This window comes from Thalassolituus sp. UBA675 (assembly GCF_002297765.1).
In the GTDB taxonomy this organism is placed as follows: domain Bacteria; phylum Pseudomonadota; class Gammaproteobacteria; order Pseudomonadales; family Oceanobacteraceae; genus Thalassolituus.
Genome location: NZ_DBNJ01000028.1, coordinates 1 through 25461, shown reverse-complemented (window position 1 = coordinate 25461; position 25461 = coordinate 1). Strand labels below are relative to the sequence as shown.

General features: G+C 51.7%; 29 protein-coding genes and 4 tRNA genes. 24 read left to right on the top strand and 9 right to left on the bottom strand.

The genetic code is table 11. The annotated features are described in order from the left end of the window. Positions 1-69: 69 nt before the first annotated feature. The 11 genes from B3007_RS12685 (at position 70) to ureG (ending at position 7173) form a co-directional block, all read left to right on the top strand. Positions 70-486 carry a response regulator gene (locus tag B3007_RS12685; protein WP_301377908.1) on the top strand — a complete coding sequence of 139 codons (417 nt, stop codon included), beginning with the start codon at positions 70-72 and terminating at the stop codon, positions 484-486. A 12-nt stretch (positions 487-498) separates the two neighbouring features. Next, a complete protein-coding gene (locus tag B3007_RS12680) occupies positions 499-765 on the top strand; it encodes a TIGR03643 family protein (RefSeq protein WP_301377909.1) in 267 nt (88 codons plus the stop codon). Positions 766-792: 27 nt separating this feature from the next. Further along, entirely contained in the window at positions 793-1626 is an 834-nt protein-coding gene (locus B3007_RS12675) for a TlpA family protein disulfide reductase (RefSeq protein WP_301377910.1), read from the top strand. 166 nt (positions 1627-1792) lie between these two features. After that, positions 1793-2599, top strand: coding sequence for an urease accessory protein UreD (locus tag B3007_RS12670; RefSeq protein WP_301388708.1), 807 nt, complete (start codon positions 1793-1795; stop codon positions 2597-2599). 11 nt (positions 2600-2610) lie between these two features. Then, positions 2611-2913 (top strand): urease subunit gamma, encoded by a 303-nt coding sequence (gene ureA, locus B3007_RS12665; protein ID WP_068437063.1) that lies wholly within the window; start codon positions 2611-2613, stop codon positions 2911-2913. A 32-nt stretch (positions 2914-2945) separates the two neighbouring features. Then, complete coding sequence (locus tag B3007_RS12660) at positions 2946-3251, top strand: urease subunit beta (RefSeq protein WP_068437061.1); 306 nt, start codon at positions 2946-2948, stop codon at positions 3249-3251. Further along, positions 3251-4966 (top strand): urease subunit alpha, encoded by a 1716-nt coding sequence (gene ureC, locus B3007_RS12655; protein WP_297533371.1) that lies wholly within the window; start codon positions 3251-3253, stop codon positions 4964-4966. The genes B3007_RS12660 and ureC overlap by 1 nt, the downstream gene beginning before the upstream one ends. 37 nt (positions 4967-5003) lie before the next feature. Beyond that, entirely contained in the window at positions 5004-5525 is a 522-nt protein-coding gene (ureE, locus tag B3007_RS12650; RefSeq protein ID WP_068437055.1) for an urease accessory protein UreE, read from the top strand. A 35-nt stretch (positions 5526-5560) separates the two neighbouring features. Next, positions 5561-5788, top strand: a complete 228-nt coding sequence (locus B3007_RS12645) for a hypothetical protein (RefSeq protein WP_068437053.1) — start codon at positions 5561-5563, stop codon at positions 5786-5788. Between the two features lie 6 nt (positions 5789-5794). Continuing rightward, positions 5795-6481 carry an urease accessory protein UreF gene (locus B3007_RS12640; RefSeq protein WP_068437051.1) on the top strand — a complete coding sequence of 229 codons (687 nt, stop codon included), beginning with the start codon at positions 5795-5797 and terminating at the stop codon, positions 6479-6481. Positions 6482-6531: 50 nt separating this feature from the next. Next, positions 6532-7173 carry an urease accessory protein UreG gene (gene ureG / locus B3007_RS12635; RefSeq protein WP_068437049.1) on the top strand — a complete coding sequence of 214 codons (642 nt, stop codon included), beginning with the start codon at positions 6532-6534 and terminating at the stop codon, positions 7171-7173. Between the two features lie 6 nt (positions 7174-7179). On the opposite strand, the gene B3007_RS12630 is transcribed toward ureG, so the two are convergent. After that, positions 7180-7908 (bottom strand): NUDIX hydrolase, encoded by a 729-nt coding sequence (locus B3007_RS12630; RefSeq protein ID WP_301377912.1) that lies wholly within the window; start codon positions 7906-7908, stop codon positions 7180-7182. A 129-nt stretch (positions 7909-8037) separates the two neighbouring features. Between B3007_RS12630 and B3007_RS12625 the strand changes: the two genes are divergently transcribed. The 4 genes from B3007_RS12625 to B3007_RS12610 all read left to right on the top strand — a co-directional run bounded on the left by B3007_RS12625 (position 8038) and on the right by B3007_RS12610 (position 12664). Beyond that, the gene (locus B3007_RS12625) at positions 8038-9102 is read left to right on the top strand and encodes a bifunctional nicotinamide-nucleotide adenylyltransferase/Nudix hydroxylase (RefSeq protein ID WP_301377913.1); all 1065 of its coding nucleotides are present in this window, start codon (positions 8038-8040) and stop codon (positions 9100-9102) included. A gap of 187 nt (positions 9103-9289) precedes the next feature. Then, on the top strand, positions 9290-10666 hold the full coding sequence (locus B3007_RS12620; RefSeq protein ID WP_301377914.1) for a nicotinate phosphoribosyltransferase: 1377 nt from the start codon (positions 9290-9292) through the stop codon (positions 10664-10666). A gap of 20 nt (positions 10667-10686) precedes the next feature. Continuing rightward, positions 10687-11706: an SPFH domain-containing protein gene (locus B3007_RS12615; RefSeq protein WP_301377915.1), complete on the top strand. Its 1020-nt coding sequence runs from the start codon at positions 10687-10689 to the stop codon at positions 11704-11706. Between the two features lie 34 nt (positions 11707-11740). Continuing rightward, positions 11741-12664, top strand: a complete 924-nt coding sequence (locus tag B3007_RS12610) for a sugar kinase (RefSeq protein ID WP_297533376.1) — start codon at positions 11741-11743, stop codon at positions 12662-12664. 745 nt (positions 12665-13409) lie between these two features. On the opposite strand, the gene B3007_RS12605 is transcribed toward B3007_RS12610, so the two are convergent. From B3007_RS12605 to modA, 4 genes are all read right to left on the bottom strand, one after another. Beyond that, positions 13410-13486: transfer RNA gene (locus tag B3007_RS12605), tRNA-Arg, on the bottom strand. A gap of 88 nt (positions 13487-13574) precedes the next feature. Beyond that, on the bottom strand, positions 13575-14651 hold the full coding sequence (modC, locus tag B3007_RS12600) for a molybdenum ABC transporter ATP-binding protein (protein WP_068444531.1): 1077 nt from the start codon (positions 14649-14651) through the stop codon (positions 13575-13577). Beyond that, entirely contained in the window at positions 14642-15361 is a 720-nt protein-coding gene (gene modB, locus B3007_RS12595; protein ID WP_068444534.1) for a molybdate ABC transporter permease subunit, read from the bottom strand. The genes modC and modB overlap by 10 nt, the downstream gene beginning before the upstream one ends. Beyond that, entirely contained in the window at positions 15354-16130 is a 777-nt protein-coding gene (modA, locus tag B3007_RS12590; protein WP_068444535.1) for a molybdate ABC transporter substrate-binding protein, read from the bottom strand. The genes modB and modA overlap by 8 nt, the downstream gene beginning before the upstream one ends. A gap of 75 nt (positions 16131-16205) precedes the next feature. Here modA and B3007_RS12585 point away from each other — a divergent pair, with 75 nt between their 5' ends. Both B3007_RS12585 and B3007_RS12580 read left to right on the top strand, forming a co-directional pair. Continuing rightward, positions 16206-16652, top strand: coding sequence for a YtoQ family protein (locus B3007_RS12585; RefSeq protein WP_068444538.1), 447 nt, complete (start codon positions 16206-16208; stop codon positions 16650-16652). A gap of 219 nt (positions 16653-16871) precedes the next feature. Continuing rightward, positions 16872-17447, top strand: a complete 576-nt coding sequence (locus B3007_RS12580; protein WP_297533380.1) for a methylated-DNA--[protein]-cysteine S-methyltransferase — start codon at positions 16872-16874, stop codon at positions 17445-17447. Positions 17448-17674: 227 nt separating this feature from the next. Here B3007_RS12580 and B3007_RS12575 read toward each other — a convergent pair whose 3' ends face one another. The 3 genes from B3007_RS12575 to B3007_RS12565 form a co-directional block, all read right to left on the bottom strand. Next, positions 17675-18442: a class I SAM-dependent methyltransferase gene (locus B3007_RS12575; RefSeq protein WP_301377916.1), complete on the bottom strand. Its 768-nt coding sequence runs from the start codon at positions 18440-18442 to the stop codon at positions 17675-17677. 2 nt (positions 18443-18444) lie between these two features. Next, positions 18445-19224, bottom strand: a complete 780-nt coding sequence (locus tag B3007_RS12570) for a phenylacetate--CoA ligase family protein (protein WP_301377917.1) — start codon at positions 19222-19224, stop codon at positions 18445-18447. 177 nt (positions 19225-19401) lie between these two features. Continuing rightward, complete coding sequence (locus B3007_RS12565) at positions 19402-20391, bottom strand: adenosine kinase (protein WP_301377918.1); 990 nt, start codon at positions 20389-20391, stop codon at positions 19402-19404. Positions 20392-20493: 102 nt separating this feature from the next. Between B3007_RS12565 and B3007_RS12560 the strand changes: the two genes are divergently transcribed. Next, positions 20494-21624 (top strand): potassium channel family protein, encoded by a 1131-nt coding sequence (locus tag B3007_RS12560; RefSeq protein WP_301377919.1) that lies wholly within the window; start codon positions 20494-20496, stop codon positions 21622-21624. 3 nt (positions 21625-21627) lie between these two features. Here B3007_RS12560 and B3007_RS12555 read toward each other — a convergent pair whose 3' ends face one another. Then, on the bottom strand, positions 21628-22524 hold the full coding sequence (locus B3007_RS12555) for a hypothetical protein (protein WP_301377920.1): 897 nt from the start codon (positions 22522-22524) through the stop codon (positions 21628-21630). 141 nt (positions 22525-22665) lie between these two features. Between B3007_RS12555 and birA the strand changes: the two genes are divergently transcribed. The 6 genes from birA to B3007_RS12525 all read left to right on the top strand — a co-directional run bounded on the left by birA (position 22666) and on the right by B3007_RS12525 (position 25352). After that, positions 22666-23622 carry a bifunctional biotin--[acetyl-CoA-carboxylase] ligase/biotin operon repressor BirA gene (gene birA, locus B3007_RS12550; RefSeq protein WP_068444558.1) on the top strand — a complete coding sequence of 319 codons (957 nt, stop codon included), beginning with the start codon at positions 22666-22668 and terminating at the stop codon, positions 23620-23622. Further along, complete coding sequence (locus B3007_RS12545) at positions 23603-24304, top strand: type III pantothenate kinase (RefSeq protein ID WP_301377921.1); 702 nt, start codon at positions 23603-23605, stop codon at positions 24302-24304. The genes birA and B3007_RS12545 overlap by 20 nt, the downstream gene beginning before the upstream one ends. Further along, positions 24292-24972 carry a hypothetical protein gene (locus B3007_RS12540; protein ID WP_273092271.1) on the top strand — a complete coding sequence of 227 codons (681 nt, stop codon included), beginning with the start codon at positions 24292-24294 and terminating at the stop codon, positions 24970-24972. Before B3007_RS12545 ends, B3007_RS12540 begins: the two co-directional genes overlap by 13 nt. Before the next feature lie 75 nt (positions 24973-25047). Next, a tRNA-Tyr gene (locus B3007_RS12535) sits at positions 25048-25131 on the top strand. A 64-nt stretch (positions 25132-25195) separates the two neighbouring features. Then, a tRNA-Gly gene (locus B3007_RS12530) sits at positions 25196-25269 on the top strand. Between the two features lie 7 nt (positions 25270-25276). Next, a tRNA-Thr gene (locus tag B3007_RS12525) sits at positions 25277-25352 on the top strand. Positions 25353-25461 lie beyond the last annotated feature (109 nt).

The following is a 25461-nucleotide window of genomic DNA, read 5'->3' as shown; positions in this document are numbered from 1 at the left end:
ACACTGACTTCTTGTAGTTTTACGCAGTGGTAAGCTATTGTGGTGCAGTACTTTGAAGGTGACAACCGGATGTCTGAGATAGATGAAATATTTCTGGTCGATGATGACGACGTTGATGTGATGGCGATACGCCGTGCGCTGCAACGCGTCAGTAATCCGCCGAAGCTCATCGTTGCGAACGATGGTGAAGAAGCACTCAACCTTCTTATCGAAGGCCGGTTGAGTAAGTCATCTGTCATTGTGCTGGACATAAATATGCCACGCATATCCGGTTTTGAGCTTTTGAAGAAGCTTCGTTGTAATGTTGAGCTGCAAGCCTATCGCGACCTCCCCGTCTGGGTTATGACGACATCTGAGGCTGATCGCGATCTGGAACGCGCCGATGAGTATGATGTAGCAGGGTATATCCGCAAGACGTTTCAGAGTGCGGATGTGAATAGGATTCTGCGTCGGATATTGGGTGATGGATCAGCGGACGCAGGTTGAGAGGTAACAAGTGTGACAGGCTCCGATCGCCATTTTTCCGCAGAAGATATATCACGAATCATTGAGATGGCCTGGGAGGACCGAACGCCCTTTGAGGCGATCGAAACTCTTTTCGGGCTGCCAGAAAAAGAGGTCATCGTTCTTATGCGCAGAGAGATGAAGCCTTCATCTTTCCGCATGTGGCGCAAACGAGTCAGTGGCCGGGCCACTAAGCATCTTGCTTTGCGGCCTGCAGGTATCGACCGTGCCTACTGCCCGACTCAATACAAGCATCGCTGATCTATACAAGCGCCGCAGAGTAGCACTTTGAACAGTCTTTCGATCTTTGGTGTCAGTTTCCCTCTGGTTCCTTTTCTAGGCCTCAGCGCGCTATTGCTGATGGCCGTTGCGAATCGTGTTTTACCCGACGGAATCCCCGGCCTGGTTGATCGCATTATCTCGAGAGTGTTTGTCGCATTGGTGATCTCGCGCATGGTATTCGTCGTCCAATACCGCGATCAGTACTTTGCCGCGGAAACACCCGCATTCGCTATTGTAGATATCCGTGACCGAGGATTCGAGCCCATCGCATTCCTGGTGGTTATCGCACTGGGTATCGGGCACATGCTGCTAAGGGAAGTAGCATGGCGTAGGCCACTAATCGTCATGGTAACGATTGCTCTGCTATGGATTGGCGCAGGATTCAGCTTGTTTAAATTCACTCATAGCACGCCAGATCTGTGGCCGGAATACAGCTTTAACGACCTGACGGGTAAGTCTTTTCCGCTCAGGTCTGATGTTGCGAATGTCACGGTTGTGAATCTGTGGGCGACCTGGTGTCCGACGTGCAGGGCTGAAATGGAAGTGTTTGAACAAGCCCAGCAAGCCTACCCACATGTACGTTTTGTTATGCTCAACCAGGGGGAGAGCAAGGCTGAGGTCGCAGCCTTTATCGAAGCGGAGGGGTATCAGTTTGATAACCTATGGCTCGATATGGAAGGACGTATGGGGCACTGGTTTGGCCAGAGCGCTTTGCCTGTGACTCTCGTATTTAACAAGGAGGGTAAGCTGCTGAATGGCCGTATGGGAGCGATGTCGGCTGCTACTCTTGAACAGCTCCTTACCCAGGGTTCTGGCCTTTCACTTCCCACCCATTTCTGACTTCTTGCCGAGTTATTAAGCCCTGGTACTCAAAGGCTTCTCTTTTTGGTGCATCTGGCCTGCATTTTGCTCTGTTAGTGCACAATAAAGTGAATACAATCGTGGATACCTGATTCAGACCATGTTGCAGGCTGTAAAAAACGTTCGACCCGGCTGGCAAGCCAAGATGAATATGCGCCTTGAAAAGCGAGGCGAGCGAACCGTGATGGCTGGTCTGACGCACCATGGCCCCCTCCGCGTGCAGCGCCCCTTCTACCCTGAGGGCGAAACCAGTCACATTTATCTTCTGCATCCACCGGGCGGCGTTGTGGGCGGAGATGGCTTATCGATTGATATTGAATGCTGTCAGAACGCTCATGGTTTGTTTACTACGCCGGGAGCTACCAAGTTCTATCTGAGTGCAGGCGCGACCGCGGATGTAACACAGGTGCTTCATATTGGTGCAGGCTGTGCACTGGAATGGTTCCCTCAGGAGAGCATTTTCTTTACCGGCGCCAAAGTGAAAGCAAAAACTCAGATCGATCTTGAGGATGATGCTCATTTCATGGGCTGGGAAATCAGCTGCTTCGGGCGGCCGGTTAATGAAGAACGCTTTCTGCATGGCAAGGTGCACTCGAAGTTTTTTGTCCGACGCAACGGACGGCCCTTGTTGAGCGATCACCTGTTGGTCTCTGATCCTAAGCATCTCAGTGCGGCTGCAGGATTGCGGGACTATCCGATGCAGGGGCTGTTTGTGGCGACTGGCGGTACTGAAGCACTACTGGAGGCCTGCCGCGATGTTCTCGCTGAGGCGCAGACGAAGCTGGAAAGCCCACTTCCTGCTGGGCTGACCCTGCTGGATGATCTGATTGTTCTGAGAGTGCTGGGCATCAGCACTGAAAAAATGCAGTCGTTAATGATTCCGGTGTGGCAACTGCTGCGCCAGAAAGTATTAAATAAAGGGGCGGAAATTCCGCGAATCTGGAATACCTGACAGGCAGACTTATGGAACTGACACCAAGAGAGAAAGACAAGTTACTTATTTTTACCGCTGCTCTGTTAGCCGAGCGTCGTATGGCTCGGGGAGTAAAACTGAATTATCCGGAAGCCGTCGCCTTTATTACCGCGGCGATTATGGAAGGCGCTCGTGATGGTCGGACTGTCTCTGAATTAATGGGGCATGGCCGGACTCTCCTTACCCGCGATGACGTGATGGAAGGTGTACCCGAAATGATTCACGAAGTGCAGGTCGAAGCGACTTTCCCCGATGGTACTAAGTTAGTCACTGTTCATAACCCTATTGTCTGATCACGGCAGTTTAACGGATTGAGGAGCACGCAATGATACCTGGTGAAGTTAAGGCTGCGGAAGGCAGTATCACACTCAATGAAGGTCGTCAGACGTTAGAAATAGAAGTGGCGAATACGGGCGATCGTCCTATTCAGGTTGGATCTCACTATCACTTTTACGAAGTGAATAATTCACTGACATTTGATCGTGAAAAGACCCGCGGCTACCGACTCAATATTCCTGCGGGAACCGCAGTCCGCATTGAACCGGGGCAAACGCGAACGGTGGAATTAGTTGAGTATACCGGTGCACGGAAAGTGTATGGATTCCAGGGCAAAGTGATGGGAGACCTGTAATGACGGACAGCAATAAAACGATTTCGCGTCAGGCCTATGCCGATATGTTCGGGCCCACAAAGGGCGATAAAGTGCGCCTTGCGGATACTGAACTCTGGATTGAAGTTGAGAACGACTATACGACGTACGGCGATGAAGTAAAATTCGGCGGTGGTAAAGTAATTCGTGACGGCATGGGGCAATCACAAAGCACCTCAGAAAAAGTCATGGATTGTGTCATGACGAATGCTCTGGTCATCGATTACACCGGAATTTATAAGGCAGACATCGGTATTAAAGGTGGGCGTATTGCCGCCATTGGTAAAGCCGGTAATCCAGATGTTCAGCCGGACGTCACCATTGAAGTTGGTCCGGGTACCGACGTGATTGCCGCAGAAGGTAAGATCGTCACGGCGGGTGGTATCGACTCTCATATTCACTTTATTTGCCCACAGCAGATCGAAGAAGCACTGGCATCCGGTGTCACGACCATGCTGGGAGGTGGCACAGGCCCGACAACAGGCACCAACGCAACAACGGTAACGCCGGGCCCCTGGAATATGGCGCGCATGCTTGAAGCTGCTGACGAATTTCCGATGAACCTTGGTTTTCTGGGTAAGGGCAATGCCAGTCAACCTGAAGGTCTGCGTGAGCAGATTGCAGCGGGAGCGATTGGTCTTAAATTGCACGAAGATTGGGGAACAACGCCAGCGTCGATTGACTGCGCACTCACGGTGGCAGAAGAAACCGACACCCAGATCGCGATTCACACCGATACTCTGAACGAGTCGGGTTTTGTTGAAGACACCATTGCTGCATTTAAAGGTCGTACCATTCACACGTACCACACTGAGGGTGCGGGTGGTGGTCACGCGCCGGACATTATTAAAGCCGCCGGGCTGTCTAATGTGTTGCCGTCGTCAACCAACCCAACGCGCCCGTATACTGTAAATACAGCAGACGAACACCTCGATATGCTGATGGTGTGTCACCACCTTGATCCAAGCATTCCAGAAGACGTTGCCTTTGCTGAGTCACGTATTCGTGTTGAAACCATTGCTGCGGAAGATATTCTTCACGACCTGGGCGCATTCTCGATGATTTCGTCAGACTCTCAGGCGATGGGGCGTGTTGGCGAAGTGGTGACCCGTACCTGGCAGACTGCGCACAAAATGAAAGTACAGCGTGGCAATCTCCCTGAAGACCCGGAAACTCATGATAACTTCCGGGTAAAACGTTATATCGCGAAATACACCATTAACCCTGCCATTGCCCACGGTATGTCGCACGAAATCGGTTCCGTCGAAGTCGGAAAACTTGCTGACCTGGTGGTCTGGAGCCCGGCATTCTTTGGTGTTAAACCCGACCTGATTCTGAAAGGCGGCTTTATTGCGATGGCCAAAATGGGTGACCCGAATGCGTCTATTCCGACGCCACAGCCTGTCCACTACCGTCCGATGTTTGGTAGTTATGGTAAAACCCGTAACGCAACCAGCATGACCTTTATTTCTCAGGCGGCGCTGGATGCCGGTGTGCCAGAGAAATTAGGCCTTAAAAACCTGATTGGTGTGGTGAAAGGCTGCCGTACTGCAACCAAAGCGAGCATGGTGCTTAACGATTGGCAGCCGGATATTTCGGTCGACCCTCAGACGTACGAAGTGCGTGCGAACGGTGAGTTGCTGACCTGTGAACCTGCGGAAGTATTGCCTATGGCGCAGAGATACTTTTTATTCTAATTAAAGGCAAAGCCGCTTTTTTAAATTGAAGAAAAACATGATTGAACTGATTAAAAAATTAACCGCTCACGAAGTGTCGCACGCAGATTTATCTGCAGCGAAAACACTGAGCCTCCCGATTGATCTGCGCATTAAGAGTCGTCAGCGAGTAACGCTGGAAGACGGCGCTGAAGCCGGCTTATTTTTAGAACGCGGTACTCTGCTGCGTGGTGGTGACATCATTACTGATGGGCAGGGAATATTGGTACGAGTAGTGGCTGCTGATGAAACGGTATCTACTGTTCGCTGTGCAGATCCTCTGTTACTGGCAAAAATCGCCTATCACCTGGGTAATCGTCACGTTCCGTTGCAGATCGAGTCTGGCTGGTTGCGCTTCCAGCATGATCATGTCCTTGAAGATATGGTGCGTCAGCTGCCGGGTGCCTCCGAAGCTGCAGAGGTGATCTGTGAGCAGGCTCCTTTTGAGCCTGAGTCGGGCGCCTATCAGCAGGGCGGTGGGCATCACCACCATGGGCACGACCATGATGACCATTCACATACACATAGCCACTCGCACTGAATGCGAGTGGTTGAAATATCGATTGGAGATTTGAAATGAAAAAATTACTGGCTGGCCTCGCGGCTTCTGCAATGTCTACTGTTGCATTCGCGCACGAAGGTGATCACTCCGGCGAATCTTTGGGTGGTCTGGTGCATCACTCTCTATTTGATGCCGACCACTTGTTGATGTTGCTTGGCGCTGTACTGGTCATCGGTAGTGGTGTGGCGATGTTTGTGCGTAGCCAGAAAGCGCGTGCGAATTCTGAGAACGCAGACAAGTAATACGCTATGTCCGCAGCCTACTTTCGCTTGCAGCAACTGATCAGCCCGTCATTGCCTATTGGCGCATTCACTTATTCACAGGGGATGGAATGGGCCGTAGAAAGTGGCTGGATTAAAGATGCAGAAAGCCTGTATGCATGGCTGGATTCTGTACTCAGCGGCACCATGGTGACGATGGAGCTACCCCTGCTTCTACGTATCGCAGACTGCATTGAAAATAAAGATGCGCAGGGTTGCCATGACTGGTCGGCCTATCTTCTTTCCTGCCGGGAAACCAGTGAATTGCGCGCAGAAGAACAGCAGCGGGGTCAGGCGTTTTCTGCTCTGCTGGATAAGCTGCCTGAAGCCGCTGCCTGGCCAGAGTTAAGTGACCCGGTCTGGCGCGGTGCTATGGATATCAGCCAGCTCACAGGCTTCGCACTCGCTTGCTACAAGTGGAATATATCCCGCGAAGATATGCTGAGAGGGTACCTATGGAGTTGGCTTGAGAATATGGTTATTGGTGCCGTTAAGCTTATTCCCCTAGGGCAGAGTGATGGGCAGCGGGTACTGTTCCGCTTTACGGATTATCTGAGTACGGCCTGTGAGGAGGCGTTCGATGTTGAAGATGATGACATCGGGGCTTCTTCACCAGCGCAAGCGATTGCCAGCAGTCTGCATGAAACACAATATTGTCGTTTGTTCCGCTCATAAAAATAGCGGGAAAAACCAGAATTAAAGAATTGATAAAACAGGAAATAAAAATGGCTGATTACAAATCTCCACTCCGTGTTGGTATTGGCGGCCCGGTGGGCTCAGGAAAAACTGCACTGTTAGAGCAGCTGTGTAAAGCCATGCGCGACGACTATCATATTGCTGTGGTAACCAACGATATTTACACCAAAGAAGACCAGCGTATCCTGACTCAGGCGGAAGCTTTGGAGCCAGAGCGTATCGTGGGGGTTGAAACAGGTGGCTGCCCGCATACGGCGATTCGTGAAGACGCATCGATGAACCTTGCGGCGGTAGAAACGCTGGCAAAGAAATTCGGTAATCTGGATGTGGTGTTCGTTGAAAGTGGCGGTGACAACCTTTCGGCAACCTTCAGCCCTGAACTGGCGGATCTCACTATCTACGTGATCGACGTAGCTTCGGGCGAGAAGATTCCACGCAAGGGCGGCCCGGGTATTACCAAGTCAGACCTGCTGGTGATTAATAAAATCGACCTGGCTGAGCTGGTGGGTGCGAACCTGAGCATTATGGACTCCGATACCAAGCGTATGCGTGGCGAGAAGCCTTATGTGTTCTCGAATCTGCGCACAGACATCGAAGGCCTGAACGACATCATCAGCTTTATCACCCGTGAAGGAATGCTGAAGAGTCATGCGGAGAAAATGGCGGGCTGATTGTCTTCAGTCTCCAAATACACGAACAAACAGATGGTTCTCTGAGCCATCTGCGGGTTCGTAAAGTGCAGCGGGGCGACCTTTGCCCCCGTCTGGTATACCTTCTCCGACTTCTTTTAATACGTCGGCGTTCAACAGTCTTCGCCGGAACGATTTCTTTTCTAATTCCGTATCCATAAGTAGCTCGAACGCTTTCTGTAACTGCGACAATGAGAACGGGCGTTTCAGAACGTGTATCGGTAATACGGTGTAAGCCGTCTTATTTTTCAGGCGCTCCCTAGCGAGTTGAAGTAGTTCAGAGTGATCGAAGGCGAGTTGTAACTGTTCGATTTCTTCTATTGGAAACCAGCGCGCTTCATTCACTGCCTCAATAAACTCAGCGGTCGGTGCGTATGGGATTAACGCCATGTAGAGTGTGGTAATACTCCAGTGTCTGGGATCGCGGTGGGCATTGCCGATCGTCGACACCTGTTCCAGTAATGGGGCATCGACGCCGGTTTTGGATACCAGCTTCCGGCGGGCTGTTGCGTTAATGTTGCTATCTTTCTTCAAGTCAACGAAACCACCCGGCAGTGCCCAGTAGTCTTTATAAGGGTATTCGTTGCGCTCCACCATAAGCACTTTTAGTTGGCCCTCATGGAGGGTGAAAATAGCTATATCTACTGAGTAAATTGGGGTATCGAACTCTTTCGGGTTATAGCTATCGAGGGACGACTGCTCAGGTGATTCGGGCATGAGAGTTACTTGACAATAGTGGCGATTAGCCAATAATACAGCGCTATCCACGATAAGATCAATTTAGATGGTGGACTCACATGCCGGATAGACCGGCAGTAAGATTATTAACGGCAAGGAGCTTGCTGTATGCCGATAGACAAGAAATTCGATTTTGCGGTCTTTATTGGCCGTTTTCAGCCCTTTCATCAGGGGCATTTACAGGTCATCCAGTCCGGATTAAAGCAGGCTGACAAACTGATCGTGCTGATTGGTTCGTCCTGGCAGGCTCGGAATCCGCGTAACCCCTGGTTGCACAGTGAGCGTGAACATATGATTCGTACCTGCTTGTCAGAAGATGAAAACCAGCGTCTGATCTGCGTTCCCTTGATGGATGTGCCGTACAACGATGAAGTCTGGGTGCGTAACGTGCAGACCACAGTTTCAGGGTTGGTAACCGCTCACTATTCGACGCCTCATAAACCTGCAAAGATCGCGCTGATCGGCCATAAGAAAGATCAGACGGGCTTTTATCTCAGTTTATTTCCGCAGTGGCAGAGCATTGGTGTGGATAACTATCGAAGCATCAGCGCAACGCCTATCCGTGAAGCATTCTTCTCTCAGGGGAAAGAGCAGGAGTTGGGCGCAATGATCAATGACGGACTGCTGCCAGCCCCTGTGGTTAGCTGGCTGGATGAGTTCAGCCGGTCCTCCCCAGGCTACGCACAGATCTGTGAGGAAATCGCCTTCGTTCACAAGTATAAAACGGCCTGGGAGGCAGCTCCTTATGCTCCGACCTTTGTAACCGTGGACGCAGTATTGGTGCAGTCTGGGCATATTCTTCTGGTTGAGCGGCGCGCGAATCCGGGCAAAGGTTTGTGGGCTCTGCCAGGCGGGTTTGTTGATCCGCATGAGCGTTTGTTGGATGCCTGCCTGCGGGAGTTACGTGAAGAGACGCGCCTTAAAGTCCCTGCGCCAGTGTTAAAAGGCTCTATCCGTAAGCAGGCGGTGTTTGATGATCCTTATCGTTCTGCCCGTGGGCGTACTATCACTCACGCTTTCTATATTGAGTTGGAACCCAATGCATCGCTACCGAAAGTGAAGGGCAGTGATGATGCTCGCCAGGCGTGCTGGGTGCCGCTGGGAGACCTGAAACCTCAGGATATGTTCGAAGATCACTATTTTGTGATTCAGGACATGCTGGGTACCGGCTGAGCACTGCTTCGGCACTGCCAGAGCGGGGTTGTGAAAAGATCCGGAAGCTTCTCCGGATTTTTTTGTTGACAATATAGTGGCTGTACGCCACTATGTGTTCATCGGCAGCGGGAACCGCTACCTGACAACGAACAACAACACTGGATAGACCGGCGTTGTTTCATAAAACGACTGGAGGAGCTCCGTCATGAAAAACCTGATTCTGAATACCGATTCTTACAAAGCCTCTCACTTTGCTCAGTACCCACAGGGTGCCGAGTTTGTATCCAGCTACATCGAGTCCCGTGGTGGCGTATACAGCGAGACTCTCTTCTTCGGCCTGCAGGCGTTTATTAAAGAATATCTGACCACGCCAATAACCGCGGCTGATATTGATGAAGCTGATGCAGTTTTCACCGCACACGGTGTTCCGTTTAACCGCGCTGGTTGGGAATACATTCTCGAGACTTATAACGGTTACTTACCGCTCGAAATTCAGGCGGTGAAAGAAGGCACTATGTTGCCGACCGGTAACGTCATGGTTCAGGTCATTAACACCGACCCTAAATGTGCCTGGTTGACCAGCTACATTGAAACTGCACTGCTCCGCGCTGTCTGGTACCCAACAACGGTTGCTACGGTATCGAAAGAATGCCGAAACATTATTGCCCGTTACATGGAAGACACTGCCGGCAGCACTGACGGTATTGAATTCAAACTGCACGACTTTGGCGCCCGCGGTGCGAGTTCTGAAGAGACAGCCGCTTTGGGTGGCGCTGCACACTTAGTTAACTTTTCGGGTACCGATACACTTTCCGGCATTATCGCAGCACGTCGTGCGTACGGAGTGGACATGGCGGGTTTTTCGATACCAGCGGCGGAACACAGCACTATCACGAGCTGGGGCAAAGACGGCGAATCCGACGCTTACGCCAACATGATCGCGCAGTTCGGCGGCGAAGGGCGCTTAGTTGCCGTCGTTAGTGATTCCTATGATATCTGGAATGCCATCGACAATATCTGGGGCGGCGAGTTGAAAGAACAGGTTGAAACCATGGGCGGTACCCTGGTAGTACGCCCTGACTCTGGCGAGCCGGTGGAGATCGTTCCTGAAGCCATTGAGCGTTTAATGGCGAAGTTCGGCTATCGCGTAAATGCAATGGGTTATCGGGTATTGCCAGACTGCGTTCGCTTGATTCAGGGCGATGGTGTTAATGCAGCATCTATCGCGGCGATTCTCGATGCGCTCAAAGTACGGAAAATCAGCGCCGAAAACATCGCTTTTGGTATGGGAGGCGAGTTGCTTCAGAAAGTAAATCGTGACACCCAGAAGTTTGCCATGAAGGCATCAGCGATCAGTATCAATGGTCAATGGCGAGATGTATATAAAGATCCGATTACTGATCCGGGCAAGCGCTCGAAACGTGGTCGCCTTGCATTGGTTCGTGACGATGAAGGTTATCAAACGGTTCGTGAATCTGAACTTGGCAATCGACAGAACGAATTGATCACAGTGTATCGCAATGGCGACATGCTCAATCAGATCACGTTTGATGAAATCCGTGCGCGTGCAGCGCAACAATAAACAGTAAAGGAGTACTGACTATGTTGAATATCCGATATTACAAAGCAGAACCAACGACGTATGTTTTTCGCTATCGAAAAGGCGCAATAAAACAAGAAGGTCGGGGGTTATCCTTCGTATATTTTGAACCCGGTACAACACTGGTTGCCGTACCAATGGCAACGCAGGAAACCCCGTTCATTATGAAAGAAACCACCGCAGACTATCAGGAAGTTTCGGTACAGGGGCAATTGGTTTTCCGTATCAGTGATCCGGAAAAGATATCTGGGATGATGAACTATTCGTTGAATAAAAGCGCGAATGGCTATGTCAGCGAAGACCCGGAGAAACTCAGTAATCGTGTGCTGAATATTGCTCAGGTTATTGCACGGTCTGAAATACAGACTCTGAAATTGCAGGATGCACTTGGGGCCTCACGCCAGTTGGTTGATCTGATTCGTACCGAGATGGCAGCCTCCAATACCCTTGAAACACTCGGTATTGAGCTGGTGGACTTGTCGATTCAGGCGATTCGCCCAGCGCCAGAGACGGCCAGAGCTCTGGAAACTGCGGCGAGGGAAGAGCTGCTGCGAGAAGCGGATGAAGCGATCTATGCGCGACGCAAATCCGCAATCGAGCAGGAACGGACGATCAAAGAAAGCGAGTTACGTACCGAGTTAGCGGTGGAAGAAAAGCGTCGCGAGATCAGTGAAAGTAAGATTGAAGCAGAGCGCGCATTGCAGGAAAAAAGACGCCAGATTCAGCAAGAACAGATGAATGCGGATGTGGCCCTTGAAGTGAAACGAAAAGAACTGGTCGATATGGCGACTGAAAACGAGAAGAAACAGGGAGAGGCTAAAGCCTACGGTATCGAGCAGATGATGCTGGCATTGTCGAAGCTCGACCCTGCGCTTGTTGAAGCGATCTCGAATTCCGGCATGGAGCCAGACCGTATTATCGCTCAGGCATTCAAAGGACTCGCGGGTAACGCCAGCAAAATTGGTCAGCTGAATATCACGCCAGATTTACTGGAAGGTCTGATGCAACGGAGCCGGTCGTAAGGCCGGCCATTGACCGCTGGTAAAGGAGGAAGCCATGAACCGTATCAGTGAGCGTAAGATCATTCTTATCTATCGCGATACGCGATTAGATGAGTTGATCAGACGTTATAACACGCGGGAACAGGTGCGCTTTTATCTCGAAAGTCGTAGTCAATCATTTGCTGACTACGACGAAGAAGATCGCGAAATGAAATCGGTAATACGGGATATATCCAGAGAGCTTGCCTCGCTTGGGCGGGTTCAGCCGTTAGAGCGTAGCTTCTTACCGAATTTTCTTTTCGGCCCAGATGATATTCCTTTGGTTGTTGGTCAGGACGGGCTGGTGGCGAATGTACTGAAATATCTTCAGGGGCAGCCATTAGTTGCTGTAAATCCATTGCCAGAAGTGTTTGATGGAATACTTCTGCCGTTCTCACCCAGCGACGTCAGTGCTGTAGTACGAAGCCTGATTGCTTCTGATGAAATGACGATTAAAAGCGTCAGCCTGGCCCGTGCAGACTTTAACGACGGCCAGTCGATGTTGGCGGTTAACGACTTTTATATTGGCCCTAAACTGCCAGTATCGGTGCGTTATTGTATTGAACTGGACGGCCAGAAAGAAAACCAGTCATCATCAGGAGTGATTGTATCGACAGGTCTGGGAGCAACCGGTTGGATGTCGAGCCTGATCGCTGGCGCTGAAGGTATCAGTGGCAAAGAGATTGCTCCTTTTGCTGGTGATTGGGCTGCACAGGATCTGATGTTTGGTGTACGAGAGCCTTTCCGGTCGAACACAACATCAACAGACATCGTATATGGGCGTATTCAGCCGGGTAAAAAGCTCGTGCTGTCTTCATACGTCCCGGAGGGTGGGGTGGTGTTTTCCGATGGCATAGTGTCAGATGCCATAGACTTTAATGCAGGAACCCACGTAAGTATTCGACTTTCAGAACAGCAGGGTTATTTAGTTTCGCGTTGAGAAATTGAAATAGGTTGGTTCAGTCAGTGGGGAGCAATGGCCCGGAGGATGACAGTCGTCGCAGGCTCCTGGTTTTGAAAAGAGGGTTCTTTCCGTTCGCAGGCTCACTGCGATTGTCTCTCGGGCGTCCTGCCCTCGCCCCTTCGGGCGCAGCCGCGGACCAAATTGCTCCTGGCAATTTGTCGAACCTATCAGAGGTTGTTCGTATCGTCCTGATACTCACCCTGCGGGCTACGCGCAAATCTGTTCCATACAGATTTGTCTCGTCCGACTCGGGCATCGGTGTCTTCGATTACGCTAGCGGAAAATTGAAATAGGTCGCTTCGGGCAGAGGGGGGTAATGGCCCGGAGGATGACCGTCGTCGCAGGCTCCTGGTTTTGAAAAGAGGGTTCTCTCCAGTCGCAGCTCCTTCCGAGTCGAACCTATCAGAGGTTGTTCGTATCGTCCTGATACTCACCCTGCAGGCTACGCGCAAATCTGTTCCATACAGATTTGTCTCGTCCGACTCGGGCATCGGCGTCTATGAATACGGTGTGGTGAAGTTGAAGTGCGTCGCTTCGAACAAAAGGGAATAATGGCCCGGAGGATGACCGTCGTCGCAGGCTCCTCCGTTCTCTCCAGTCGCAAGCTCCTTCCGAGTCGAACCTATCAGAGGTTCTCGTCCTTCTCAGACTTGCGGTTAAATAAAAAAGGCTCCTGAATCAGCACGCGTTGCATGCGAATTCAGGAGCCTTTTTTATTTAATGGCCCGCCCGAGAGGATTCGAACCTCTGACCTCTGCCTCCGGAGGGCAGCGCTCTATCCAGCTGAGCTACGGGCGGTTTACGGTGAGCTTCTCGCCGTAAGTGGCTGCATTGTATATGGTTTTCTTCTGAGCCTCTACTCCCTGCAAAGGAGAGAGGATGCTACTCAGATCAGAGCCGCCGTTTTGATGTGTGCGTACATCTGCATCTGGGGCTCAAGCCCTAGCTGACTGGCAGACTGACGCGTTATCCGGGTGATGAGTTCTATTCTTTCTGTACGAAGCCTGATGATCATCAATGCCGGGTTTGGGTCATGGCGGATGTCTTCAATCTGGCAGGGCAGGCTGTTGCTGATGCTGTTTTCTTTTAACGGCTCATGGCTGAGGCTGATGTCACTGGCGCGTATCCACAGGCGCACGGCATCACCGGGGTTCAGGTTGTTTGCAGGAACGGTGATAAGCGCCGAGCTGCCGGTTCTGATCTGAGCGAGGTGCCATTTCGCGTCGATGCAGTGGACGGTTCCTGTGACGACGGTACCGGCTTCGCGGCTGATATCCCCCGGAAATTTTGGGTCGCTGATGACATCGTACAGTTCCCCCTGGCTGACGACCTCGCCTTTATCAAGTGCAACTATGTAATCGCCCAGGCGTGCGGCTTCGTAGGCGGAGTGGGTTACATAGATGATGGGCAGCTCGAATTCGTTTTTCAGGCGCTCTAAATAAGGAAGAATCTCGTGCTTGCGAGCGTCATCGAGTGATGCCAGAGGTTCATCCATCAGAAGTATGTCGGGCTGGCGTAGAAGCGCTCGGGCGATGGCGGCACGCTGGCGTTCGCCACCCGATAAGCGATCGGGCCTGCGGGACATCAGGTCGGCAATATCAAACAGTTCAATCAGATCATCGCGCTTTGAGGCATTACCCGGGCGTAAGGTATAGCGTTCAGCAAAGTCGAGGTTTTCAGATACTGTCATATGCGGGAACAGGCTGGCTTCCTGAAAAACATAAGCAAGCGGGCGTTCTGCTGTTTTCCGGTAACGCCCGTTACCCTGCCAGTAATCACCGTTAAACCAGATGTCACCGTCGCAGGGCTGAAGCCCTGCGATGGCTCTCAATAGGGTGGTTTTGCCGGAGCCCGATGGCCCGAATATCACGCTCACACCTTTGGCAGGCAGTGTGATGTCTGTACTCAGCTCAAATGGTTCAAGGCGCACCCGCAGGCGCGTGGTGAGTCCGCTTACAGCCATGCTTTGGCCTCTTTATTACCAGGCTGCCGCGCATAGACCCAGAGCAATACTGCGAACGAGAACAACAGCAGAATCGCAGACAGCGTATGCGCTTGAGGGTAAGCGAGCGCTTCCACATGGTCGTATATCTGTACCGAGGCAACGCGGGTTTCGCCAGCGATATTGCCCCCGATCATGAGTACCACTCCGAACTCGCCAACCGTATGGGCAAAGCCGAGCACGCCAGCAGTTATAAAGCCGGGTCGTGCCAGTGGCAGGGTGATATAGCGGAAGGTATCCCAGCGCCCGGCGCCGAGCGTTGCTGCGGCTTCCGCATGACGTGGCCCGATGGCATTGAACGCATTAACGAGTGGTTGAACAACAAAAGGCAGGGAGTAAATCATGGAGGCGATCACCAGCCCGCTGAAACTGAATGCGAGAGATCCGAGCCCGATGGCGTGACTGAATTGTCCAAGCAGGGAGTTTGGGCTGAAAGCGATCAAGAGATAGAAGCCCAGCACAGTCGGCGGCAGTACTAATGGGAGTGCAATAACAGCCTGAACGATGCCTTTAACCTTTGAGCGGTTTCTGGTCTGCGATGTGTCGTCGTCGCTCAACCAAAGTGCCAGAGGCGTGCTGATGATCAGGAGCAGAACGGTGACCACGCTGGCTAGTTTTAAGGTAAGCCAGAGTGCTTCTATATCAGCCGGTGCCAGTAAGGAATCAGTCATACAGGGGATCATACCCGTGTTCGGCTATCCGTGCCTGCACCGCGGTACTGAGAAGGTAGGTTACGAATGCCTGTGCTGCCGGTTTGTTTAGTCCTTGAGCCGTGAGTATGCCTGCTTGTTCCAGAGGCTGGTGATGCTCATCCGGGATAAGCCAGTACTGATCCGAGGATGTCTTTGCTGTTATGACCTGTGACTGCGCGACAAAGCCCGCTGCTGCGTTGCCACTTTCGATAAAGCGATAGGCCTGGCCTATGTTCTCGCCTGTGACGACTTTTGCGGCGGTAAACCCGAAGGCATCCATCGTCTGTTGCGCCGCGAGACCGTAAGGCGCAAGCCGTGGGTTAGCGATGGCTATGGTCTGGTTATTCGCTGTTATCCCGGAGAGTGGGTACTCACATTTTACAGGGCACCAGAAAACGAGCCTGCCAATAGCGTAGGTAAACAGCGCAGGTTCAGTCTCTGGTAGTTGCTTTGAAAGCTGCTTTGAGAGCTTCTGTGCGAGTCGCTGCGGCTTATCGGTATCGGCCGAAAGAAAGACATCAAATGGAGCACCATGGAGTATCTGAGCGTACAGCTTGCCGGAAGAGGCGCTGCTGACTTCAACGCTGTGTCCAGTTGCTTTTTCAAACGCAGGAAGCAGTGTTTGTAAGGTGTACGCGAAGTTCGATGCCACGGCGATACGCAAGGAGTCTGCATGGCCCAGAACAGGCAGGAGCAGGCAAAGAAACGTCAGTGCAAAGCGGATCACAGAAGCCAGGCCTCGAATCATAGAGTCAGTCAGGCATAATAGCGGCTTCTGTATCCAATGTTACAGCCCGTTTTATAACCGATAGCGAGAGAGATTATGCACTGGAATATTTACCTGTCCGGCGAGATTCATACTGATTGGCGCGAGCAGATCATCAAGGGCTGTGAGGCTCTGGAACTGCCTGTGAGCTTTTCGTCGGCCAATACGGATCACGATTCCAGCGATGCTGCCGGTGATGTACTCGGCCCTCAGTGCGAAGGCTTCTGGCGAGATCATAAATCAGCAAAGATTAACGCTATTCGCATTAAGACCTTGATCGAAAACTGCGATATGGCGGTCATCCGTTTCGGTGATAAGTACAAACAGTGGAATGCTGCGTTTGACGCTGGCTTCTGCGCGGCACTGGGTAAGCCCTATGTGACGCTCCACAGTGAAGACATTATTCACCCCCTGAAAGAAGTCGATGGTTCAGCGATGGGCTGGGCCACGACGCCTGAGCAGGTGGTGGAAGTCATTCGCTATACCATTAAGGGGAAGGGCTGAAGTCAGACTGAAGCAAAGCCCGGTAATGGCTGAGTCCTTGGCTTGGTAATTCCGCATTGTGAACACATGTCCGGTTTTGCTACTTGCTGGCTAACTTTCTGACCTGAAGGCGTGCTCTGAGGCGCCTTCAAACCGGACATTCCTGTGCTTTCGTGCGTTTCTCAGTACAGCTTCTTCAGCACCTGATAAGGTTAAAGAAACGTTAACGTAAAATGATTTATGCCCGGTAAATATATTCCTTCATTAGATGTTGCCTTTGGGCTTTCCTCGTACGGCGTTATTGCTGCGGCCGTGTGTGATGGAGAGCTCTTCGCTGTGCTTCCCGGAGAGTGTCGTACCGAACTCCTGGATGAGCTGCTGCATCTGTTTCCCAATATAACTCTGACATCTGAAAAACGCGCCGCGCATGTACTCAGTGATGTACTTCAGTCGGTGGAGTCTCCACGCAGAACTCTGAAAACACCACTGCATATGCTGGGAACGGAATTTCAGTGTCGGGTGTGGCGATATCTGCAAACGATTCCTGTCGGCGAGACCCGGACATATGCCGAGGTGGCTGAGGGTATCGGTCAGCCGGGTGCGGTTCGGGCTGTGGCGAACGCCTGTGGCACCAACAAGCTGGGAATATTGATTCCGTGCCATCGGGTCGTTCGCTCAGACGGTTCTCTAGGGGGGTATCGCTGGGGAACAGAACTGAAGGAACGCTTGCTAGCGCGTGAGCAGGAACTCACTTCTGGTGATTCTTTGCACGATGTGGATAAGTCAAGCCCAAGATTTCAGAATATTTTGTGTTGACGTGTTGTAATTCTGTCGTTCTCTCCGAAAACGGAGATAAGATTATGAAATATATAGGTTTTTCGTAAAAATCTGTTTAAGAATTGATCTCTTTTGGCCTGTGGGTATTCCACAGTATCTGTGGATAACTTTGTGGGAAGTTTGCGGGAAAGGTGCTCTGACCCGCATGGTCACAGGGGCGCTTTCAATCTGGCTGGATTATGAGCAGTGTCGACTCAGTGCTTCGATCAGGGCTTTCTGGCGGAGATGTAGAACAGAGACCAGCGCAAGCCAATTGCGCCATTTGCGTTCGTTTCAAAACCAAGGTGCTCGCGTATGCCTTCTCTCACTTCATTGACGTTCGCCAGGTCAATGCCGAACAAGCGTTTGCAGTAGGTAGCGGCCTCGTGTTCTGAGCTAAATACCCAGTGGTACTCTTCATTGATGGCGGTGACGTCGGTGAAACCTATCTCCTGCAGGGTGCTCAGCGTGCCCTCGTTCAGGTACCAGCCATGATGCCCCATGCTGTTGTGATTCCCCATCCAGCCGTCCAGGAACTTCGCGGTGGCAGACTCTGAGTGCGCATCCGCAATTCTGGCCCAGCCTCCGGGTTTCAGTACCCTGAATAGCTCTCTGAACAGCGGGGTTTTATCTTCTATGTGATGCAATCCTGCGAGGCTGCAGGCGAGGTCGGTAGAGTTATCCTGCTCGGGCAGGTTTTCAAGCTCACAAAGGGTAAGTGGGTGCTTGCTCCCGGAATGCGCTTCTTCTTCAAACAGACGAGCAAATAGCTCGCTGGTCTCGAGGTGGTGGAGGCTGACGTCGTCGGGCAGGTATCGAGCGAGATATCCGCCTCCGGAGGGTACATCAATGATGTGCATGCCCGCTTTCAGAGACATACCTTTAAACAAGGTGGTGAACTCAGCATCTCTCGCGTCAGGCCAGCGCCTCATAGCCTCGTGATACGCGTCAGCACGAGCATTAAAAATGGAGGCGTAATCTTCCGGTGAAAACATAACTACAGTACCGATTTGAACTCTTCGTATTTACCACCGGCTGAGCGCGGGAGGTCGTCTACTTTTTCAACCGTGATATTAAATGGGTGCTGCATAGCATCCTGAATAATTTTGATAGCTTGCTGCTTATTTTCTGGCGAAATTTCCGTTTCAGTCATCACCCGGAAAGTAATGTCATTGACCGCAGTTTGTTCGAGCTGAAATCGCGCTAATGGAAAAATTTCCATCAATGCCATCGGGTTGTACGAAGGCCAGGTTTTGCGGCCGTCAGGATAGGTCAGCAGATTTCGGGTTCGACCAGCGATATGCTTAATAACAGGCAAAGTAATACCGCAGTCGCAGCCCTCCCCCGGAACGGCGTAGTCACCGATTTCATAGCGGATAAGCGGCATGATGTAGTTTTGTAGGCTGGTCACGACCACGCGCCCCATTACACCGGGTGGGCATGGCTGGTTATTCTCATCCAGAATCTCGACCATGCAGCTCTCTTGTTGGATGTGATAGTGATCGTGCTTTGGGCACTGAAGCGCGATGTAACCGATCTCTTGAGAGCTGTACATATCATGAATGCGGCAACCGAACGCTTTTTCTACGATTTTCCGGGTTTCATCTGACAGGTTTTCGCCAAGAGTAGAGATACTCTTGAGGCGATTGATCTTCTTTTCTCGCCGTTGAATCTGGGCGAGCTCAAGTAATGCGCTAGGGTAGGTCAGGAGGTAGTCCGGCTGCTGCTCTGTTAACCAGCGGTATTGTGTGGCCGTCGATTCGGAACTGTTCAGCATGACTGACGGGCCCTGATACCCTAGTGCTGCTGCTGAAGGCCCCCATGTTTTCGAGGCGACGCCCGGATACATGGACTGGCCGGTGGGTAAGAACTTGATGATCGCAATTTTCTTCGAGCAATCACGCCTCGCCCATAAATGATCCTGGGCGCGAGCACAGGTTTACCCTTTGGCGGGTTATAAAACGTCTTTCAAAGGGGCATGCTGCTCAGCTTCCAGGCGTGGCCCAAATTGACTGACAACCTGCGCCGAGGCCGCGCTGGCGAGTCGGCCAGCAGCTGCGAAATCGTGACCATGGGTGATGGCGTACAGGAAGGCACCTGCGAACATGTCACCGGCCCCGTTGCTGTCGACCGCACTCACTGAGTTGGGCGCAATCTCGTGCAGAGTGTTGCCATCCCATGCCAGTGCGCCTTTCGGCCCCAGTGTGATAGCGAACGTATTGGCTACTTTTTTAATGGCTTCGATCGCTGTTTCCAGATCGTCGGTGTCTGCGAACAGCTTTGCTTCCTGCTCATTACAGAACAGCAGATCGACACCGTCGCCGACCATTTCCTGAACCCCCTCTTTGAAGAACTGAACCATCGCAGGGTCAGAGAAGGTCATGGCGACTTTCACGCCGTGCTTACGGGCTAACTCGCGCACCTGAATAGCTGCGGCCCGACTTGGTTCGGAGGTCACCAGGTAACCTTCAATGTAGGCGTATTCAGACTTGGCCAGGGCCCCTTCATCGATATGGTCTGAATGTAGTTCACTGGTAATACCCAGATAAGTATTCATGGTGCGCTCTGCATCAGGCGTTACCATCACCAGGCATTTGCCAGTGACGCCTTCGTCACGGTCGTCGCCGAGGTTGGTATCGACTCCGGCTGCTTTCATATCGGCAATGTAAAAGTCGCCGGCTTCGTCGTTGGCGACGTTGCAGGTGTAGAAGGTTTTCGCACCGAAGTAGCTCGCGCCAATAATGGTGTTGGCTGCGCTGCCACCACAGGCACGCTTTTTAAGCCCATAGCGGGAGGTCAGAGTGTCCAGCATGGACGCCAGTTGATCGGCTTCGATCAGGGTCATCATGCCTTTTTCTATACCTGCATCTTTAAAGAAGGCGTCATCAACTTCGAATTCTTTATCAACCAGGGCGTTGCCGATGCCGTAAATGTGGTAGCTCATAGCGGTTCCATTGTTCGTATATTTGCGGTGAGTGTAACCGAAAGCGGGCCTGGTATCAGGTGAGGGATCGCAGAGAAGGGGCGGACGGGCTATGATGCAACGATGAATAAACTCACTCGCTTCGTCCGGCACCAGAATCGGGTTCGTCATGCTATTTACATGACTGATCGGCATATCATGCGTGGTGTGCGGAAAATCGCTCTGATTCTTCTCAGTTTTATCGCACTGCACATGCTCGCCATGGTGGTGTTTGAAGGACTGTCTGCGTGGCAGGCGTTCTGGTTAACGTTGACGACGCTGACCACCGTGGGATATGGCGACCTTTCGGCACAGACGGTGCCTGGCCAGTTCTCGACCATATTACTTATATTTGGTGTCGGTATTAGGCTGATGACGTTGCTTGTCAGTGATTACGTGGACTATCGAATCGCGCGCCGTGAGCGCATCAGAAGCGGACATTGGAACTGGAATATGGCTGAGCACATTCTCATTATTAATACGCCGAAATATAACCGTGAGGAATATTTCGTTCGACTCGTCACTCAGGTCCGCGAAAGTCGCGACTATGCAGAAACGCCAATTATGTTGCTGAGCGAAGACTTTCGTGACGGTTTACCTGACAGTCTTCGTGAGCTTGGTGTGGTGCATGTCACGGGCCTTGCGAGTCGTCCGGAAGATCTGCAGCGGGCAAATGCAGAGCGCGCCAGGCATATCGTGGTGCTGGCCCGGGATGAGTACTCTTCGGACAGTGACAGTTACACCTTTGATGTTGCCCATCGGTTGTGGGAAATGTCACTGGCCAGTAAAGCGATTGTTGAGGTGGTGGACGATAACAACCGCGCACGTATCCACGACTTAGATATCCGTTCGCTTTTACGACCAATTCGCTCGTACCCAGAGCTGGTGGTACGCTCGATGACGGCGCCAGGCTCCGAAGTCGTGATCGAAGATATGTTCACACACGCAAATGATCATACGGTGCGTTACCCGGTATGGCTGGAGGGTGAGCGTTGGGCGGATTTGGTTAATTCGATTGTGCAGGCGAATGTCGGTACGCCACTGGCGTACATTACGCGTGATGGCGAAGTTATCACACACCCCGATGGTGACCATCATGTGCATGCGCAATCATTGTTGATTCTGGTTCATACGGAACACGTGCCTGAAATCAAGGAAGTTCATCGGGCCATTGAAAATCACTTTAACTTTCGACTGAAAGATATCGAGCGCTGACCTTTATTCGAACAAGTGGATGGCTTGTAAGTCTGCATCAGAATTTTGTCCAGGCATCAGCCAGAGTGCGGTATCACTAAGGGGAGTTTCTGTTGGCAGATCGGGGTTATGCAGATAGAAAATCGTCGACTCGCGGAACCGTGATAAAGGAAATGCGTGGCGGGTTGCCGGGTGTGTTTTCATAAACTCAAGTAATTGTCCGGAAGTTGCGAAATTATAAAGACTTGATTCCAGTGACTTCGCCAGCGCTTCTCTCTCGTACGACATGAAGTAATACATCGGGAATGTATACGAAAGCAGCAGGCGCTCGTAAACGATAAGGTCAGTGCGGTCGGGAGCCTCAAGTTCGCCGTATACTTCAATGATTGACCTTGGAAAATAATGACAGCGCCCCCCTTTGAGCATGCGATACATGCTTTCAAATTTAGCAACACGCTCGACGGTGTAATGATTGCGCTCAAGGATGTCCGAATCCGGCCATTGATCTCCCTGACACGCCACCAGTTTCTGCAATTGTTTTTCTTCGGTGATCTTATCAAAGAGATCGATGTCAGACCGGCGGATTACAGGCACTCTTACTCCAAGCAGTCCGAGAAACAGAGGAACCCTTACTGGTCGATATAGGTTTTCCCGTCGATAACTGGTGCCGCTCCAGGTCACTGTGAGATCCCCGCTGTTCAGTAATAGCATACTGCGTTCCTGCGTGACCGGGCGTTCAATAGTCGAAAGCTGATCGCTGGAGGTGAGCTGGGCGCTTAATAAGTCACGGTAATAACTATGAGAAGCATCCTCCAGGGCTCGAGGTGGCTGAATATAGAGGGTCTCTGCATAGGACCAATACGATTGGATGCTTGCGTAAATAACGATGAGCAGTGATGAAATACGGTGCCAGCCGGCCATGGGAACCTCGGTTGTGCTCTCTTATAGTTTAGCCCAGTTGGATAAATATCACTTAGTGACGGGTGGGATGTCATCTGGATTTACACTCTGACAGCGAATAGCCCTCTGATATAGTGATGCGGTTAACAAAGGTACTCCTCTATGCTCAAGAAATTACTTCGCCATCTCTCTGATGGACACTTCCATTCAGGCGAGGCCCTCGGTGAGGCTATGGGCGTCAGCAGGGCGGCCGTCTGGAAGCAGCTGAAAAAGCTAGAAGAGCTGGAGGTGCCTTTCTCATCTGTTAAGGGTAAGGGGTATCGTTTGCACGATCCGATAGAGCTGCTGGATGAAGACGCGATACGCAGCGTAGTTAGCCAGCGATTGGATTGCCTGGAGTTGCTGCTCGAGGTGAACTCCACTAATACCTACCTGTTTGAGCGCGCATCGGATCATATGGGTAAGCGATACGCAGTTCTCGCTGAAAAGCAGAGTAATGGCCGTGGTCGCCGTGGAAGGCAATGGATCAGCCCGTTTGGTCGCAATATATATTTGTCGTTGCTGGTGTCGTTTTCCGGAGGAATGTCGGCGCTGGAAGGTTTGAGTCTGACGGTTGGAGTGGCCGTAGAAAAGGCGCTCTCGCGGCTGGGGATTGATGGTGTAGGTCTCAAATGGCCCAACGATGTGTATGCCGACGGTCGCAAGCTTGCCGGGATACTTCTGGAGGTCACAGGCGAGTACAACAGTCACTGTCAGGTGGTAATTGGTATTGGCCTTAACTTATCGATGTCGGAAGCCGAAGCACGGGACATAGACCAGCCCTGGGTCGATCTGAAAAGCCTGAAACCCGACTTGTCGAGAAATCAGGTCGCGGGAGTATTACTGGACGAATTGCTGTCCAGTATTGATACGTTTCAACGAGAAGGATTTGCTCCCTTGCAGGAATACTGGTCCCAGAAAGACATTTACCATGATAAAGACGTTGTTATCAGTTCACCAACACAGCAGATCAGTGGCACCGTAAAAGGCGTAAACCGCAAAGGCGAATTGATGCTGAGAACTGAACGGGGTATGGAAATTATCAGCGCAGGAGAACTCAGTGTCCGTCCTGCTGATTGATATCGGGAATACCCGGATAAAGTGGCAAACCCGTCAGCGGGGGGAGATCCTCGCGGAAGGGCATGTCGATAAAAACAAGGCGCCACACTACGCCTGGCCAGACAGCATCGACGAAGTCGCGGTGTCCAGTGTTAGCACCAATGAAGAACTGCGCGAACTCTTCAGTGCGCGCTATGGCAACCGTTTGCGCTGGATTGCACATCCGGTAGAAGGGCATACCGGATTTCATCATTGCTATGCTGATCCAAAGCGTCTCGGTGTTGACCGCTGGCTGGCGATGCTGGGAGCCAGAGCCATATTCAATGATGATCTGCTGGTGGTCGATGCAGGGACAGCACTTACGCTCGACTTACTCGACGAAAATAATCAGCATCTGGGCGGCTATATAGTGCCCGGAATCCAGATGGCTCAGCGTGCTTTATTTGGCGGTACTGATCGGGTCCGGCCATTCAGTGACGAACAGCACGATACGAATCTGGCCCCTGGTAAAAGTACAGTTGCCTGCGTTAAAGCTGGTGTCCTGCATCAGCAGGCTGCTCTGGTGAAGTCAGTCGCTGAGAATCATAAAGACTTCAGGCTGGTGGTTACGGGGGGAGATGGCGCTCAGCTGGCTGATTGGCTGGATAGTGGATATTATCCAAACCTTATATTTGATGGCATGGAATTGTTATGCGCTGGATAGTTTACAGCCTGATCGTAATTAATCTGGGAATCGCCGGGTATTTTATTACGCGCCCTACAGAAGACAGCATTGCCCGCACTCAGGACGGTAACCTCGGACAAGGCAAAACGCTCGTCTTACTGTCTGAAAAACAATCCGGCAATCTGCCAGTGAGTCAGCAACCTGTCCGCCCGGACCCCGGCAAAAAGCTGTGCTATGCACTCGGCCCCTATCTTGATGATCTCAGTGCTCGTGTTGCTCAGGCACGCTCACTTGAGCTGGGTCTTACAGGCTTAATCAGTCAGCATAAAGTGCCGAACCTCAAAGACGCCGAGTTCTGGGTGCATGTTCGGCCGCTGCCGAGTCGCGGTGAGGCCATGACGCTACTGCGTAAGCTTCAGGCGCGGTCGGTCGATAGCTACATCATTACCCAGGGAGACCTGGCTGACGGGATCTCGCTCGGGTTGTTCCGGCAGAAAAGCTCGGCCGATGCTCTGCAAAAGAAAGTGACAGGCTTGGGTTTTGAGGACGTCGCGATCAGAGAAGTCGGAAGTACCACGACAGAGTTCTGGGTTGAGATCCGGGAAATTTCTAAACTGGATGAAACGATGCGCCGTCGTGTTAAAGCGGAAGACCAAGATGTTCAATGGCAAATGGTGAGCTGTCGTCATCAGCCCGCTGACGGATAATCCATAAGTTAATAATAAATAAGCAAAAAAGTTGTTGACAGACCCCGGCCACGTACTGATAATACGCGCCACTTTGGTGGGGTTCCCGAGCGGCCAAAGGGATCAGACTGTAAATCTGACGCGAAAGCTTCGCTGGTTCGAATCCAGCCCCCACCACCATTTTCAGACAGTGAATCACTGTCGAAACAGCCTGGAACGCTGAACTGCCTGGGCTGATTGCGACGCGGGTATAGTTCAATGGTAGAACCTCAGCCTTCCAAGCTGATGATGCGGGTTCGATTCCCGCTACCCGCTCCAATAATTCGCTGATATAGCTCAGTCGGTAGAGCGCATCCTTGGTAAGGATGAGGTCGGCAGTTCGAATCTGCCTATCAGCACCATAATCAAAAAGGTAGACCCTAGGTCTGCCTTTTTGTGTATACGACGAAAAAAACCTGTACCCACAGAAACGAGAGAGACAAGGTTATGGCTAAGGAAACGTTTGAACGT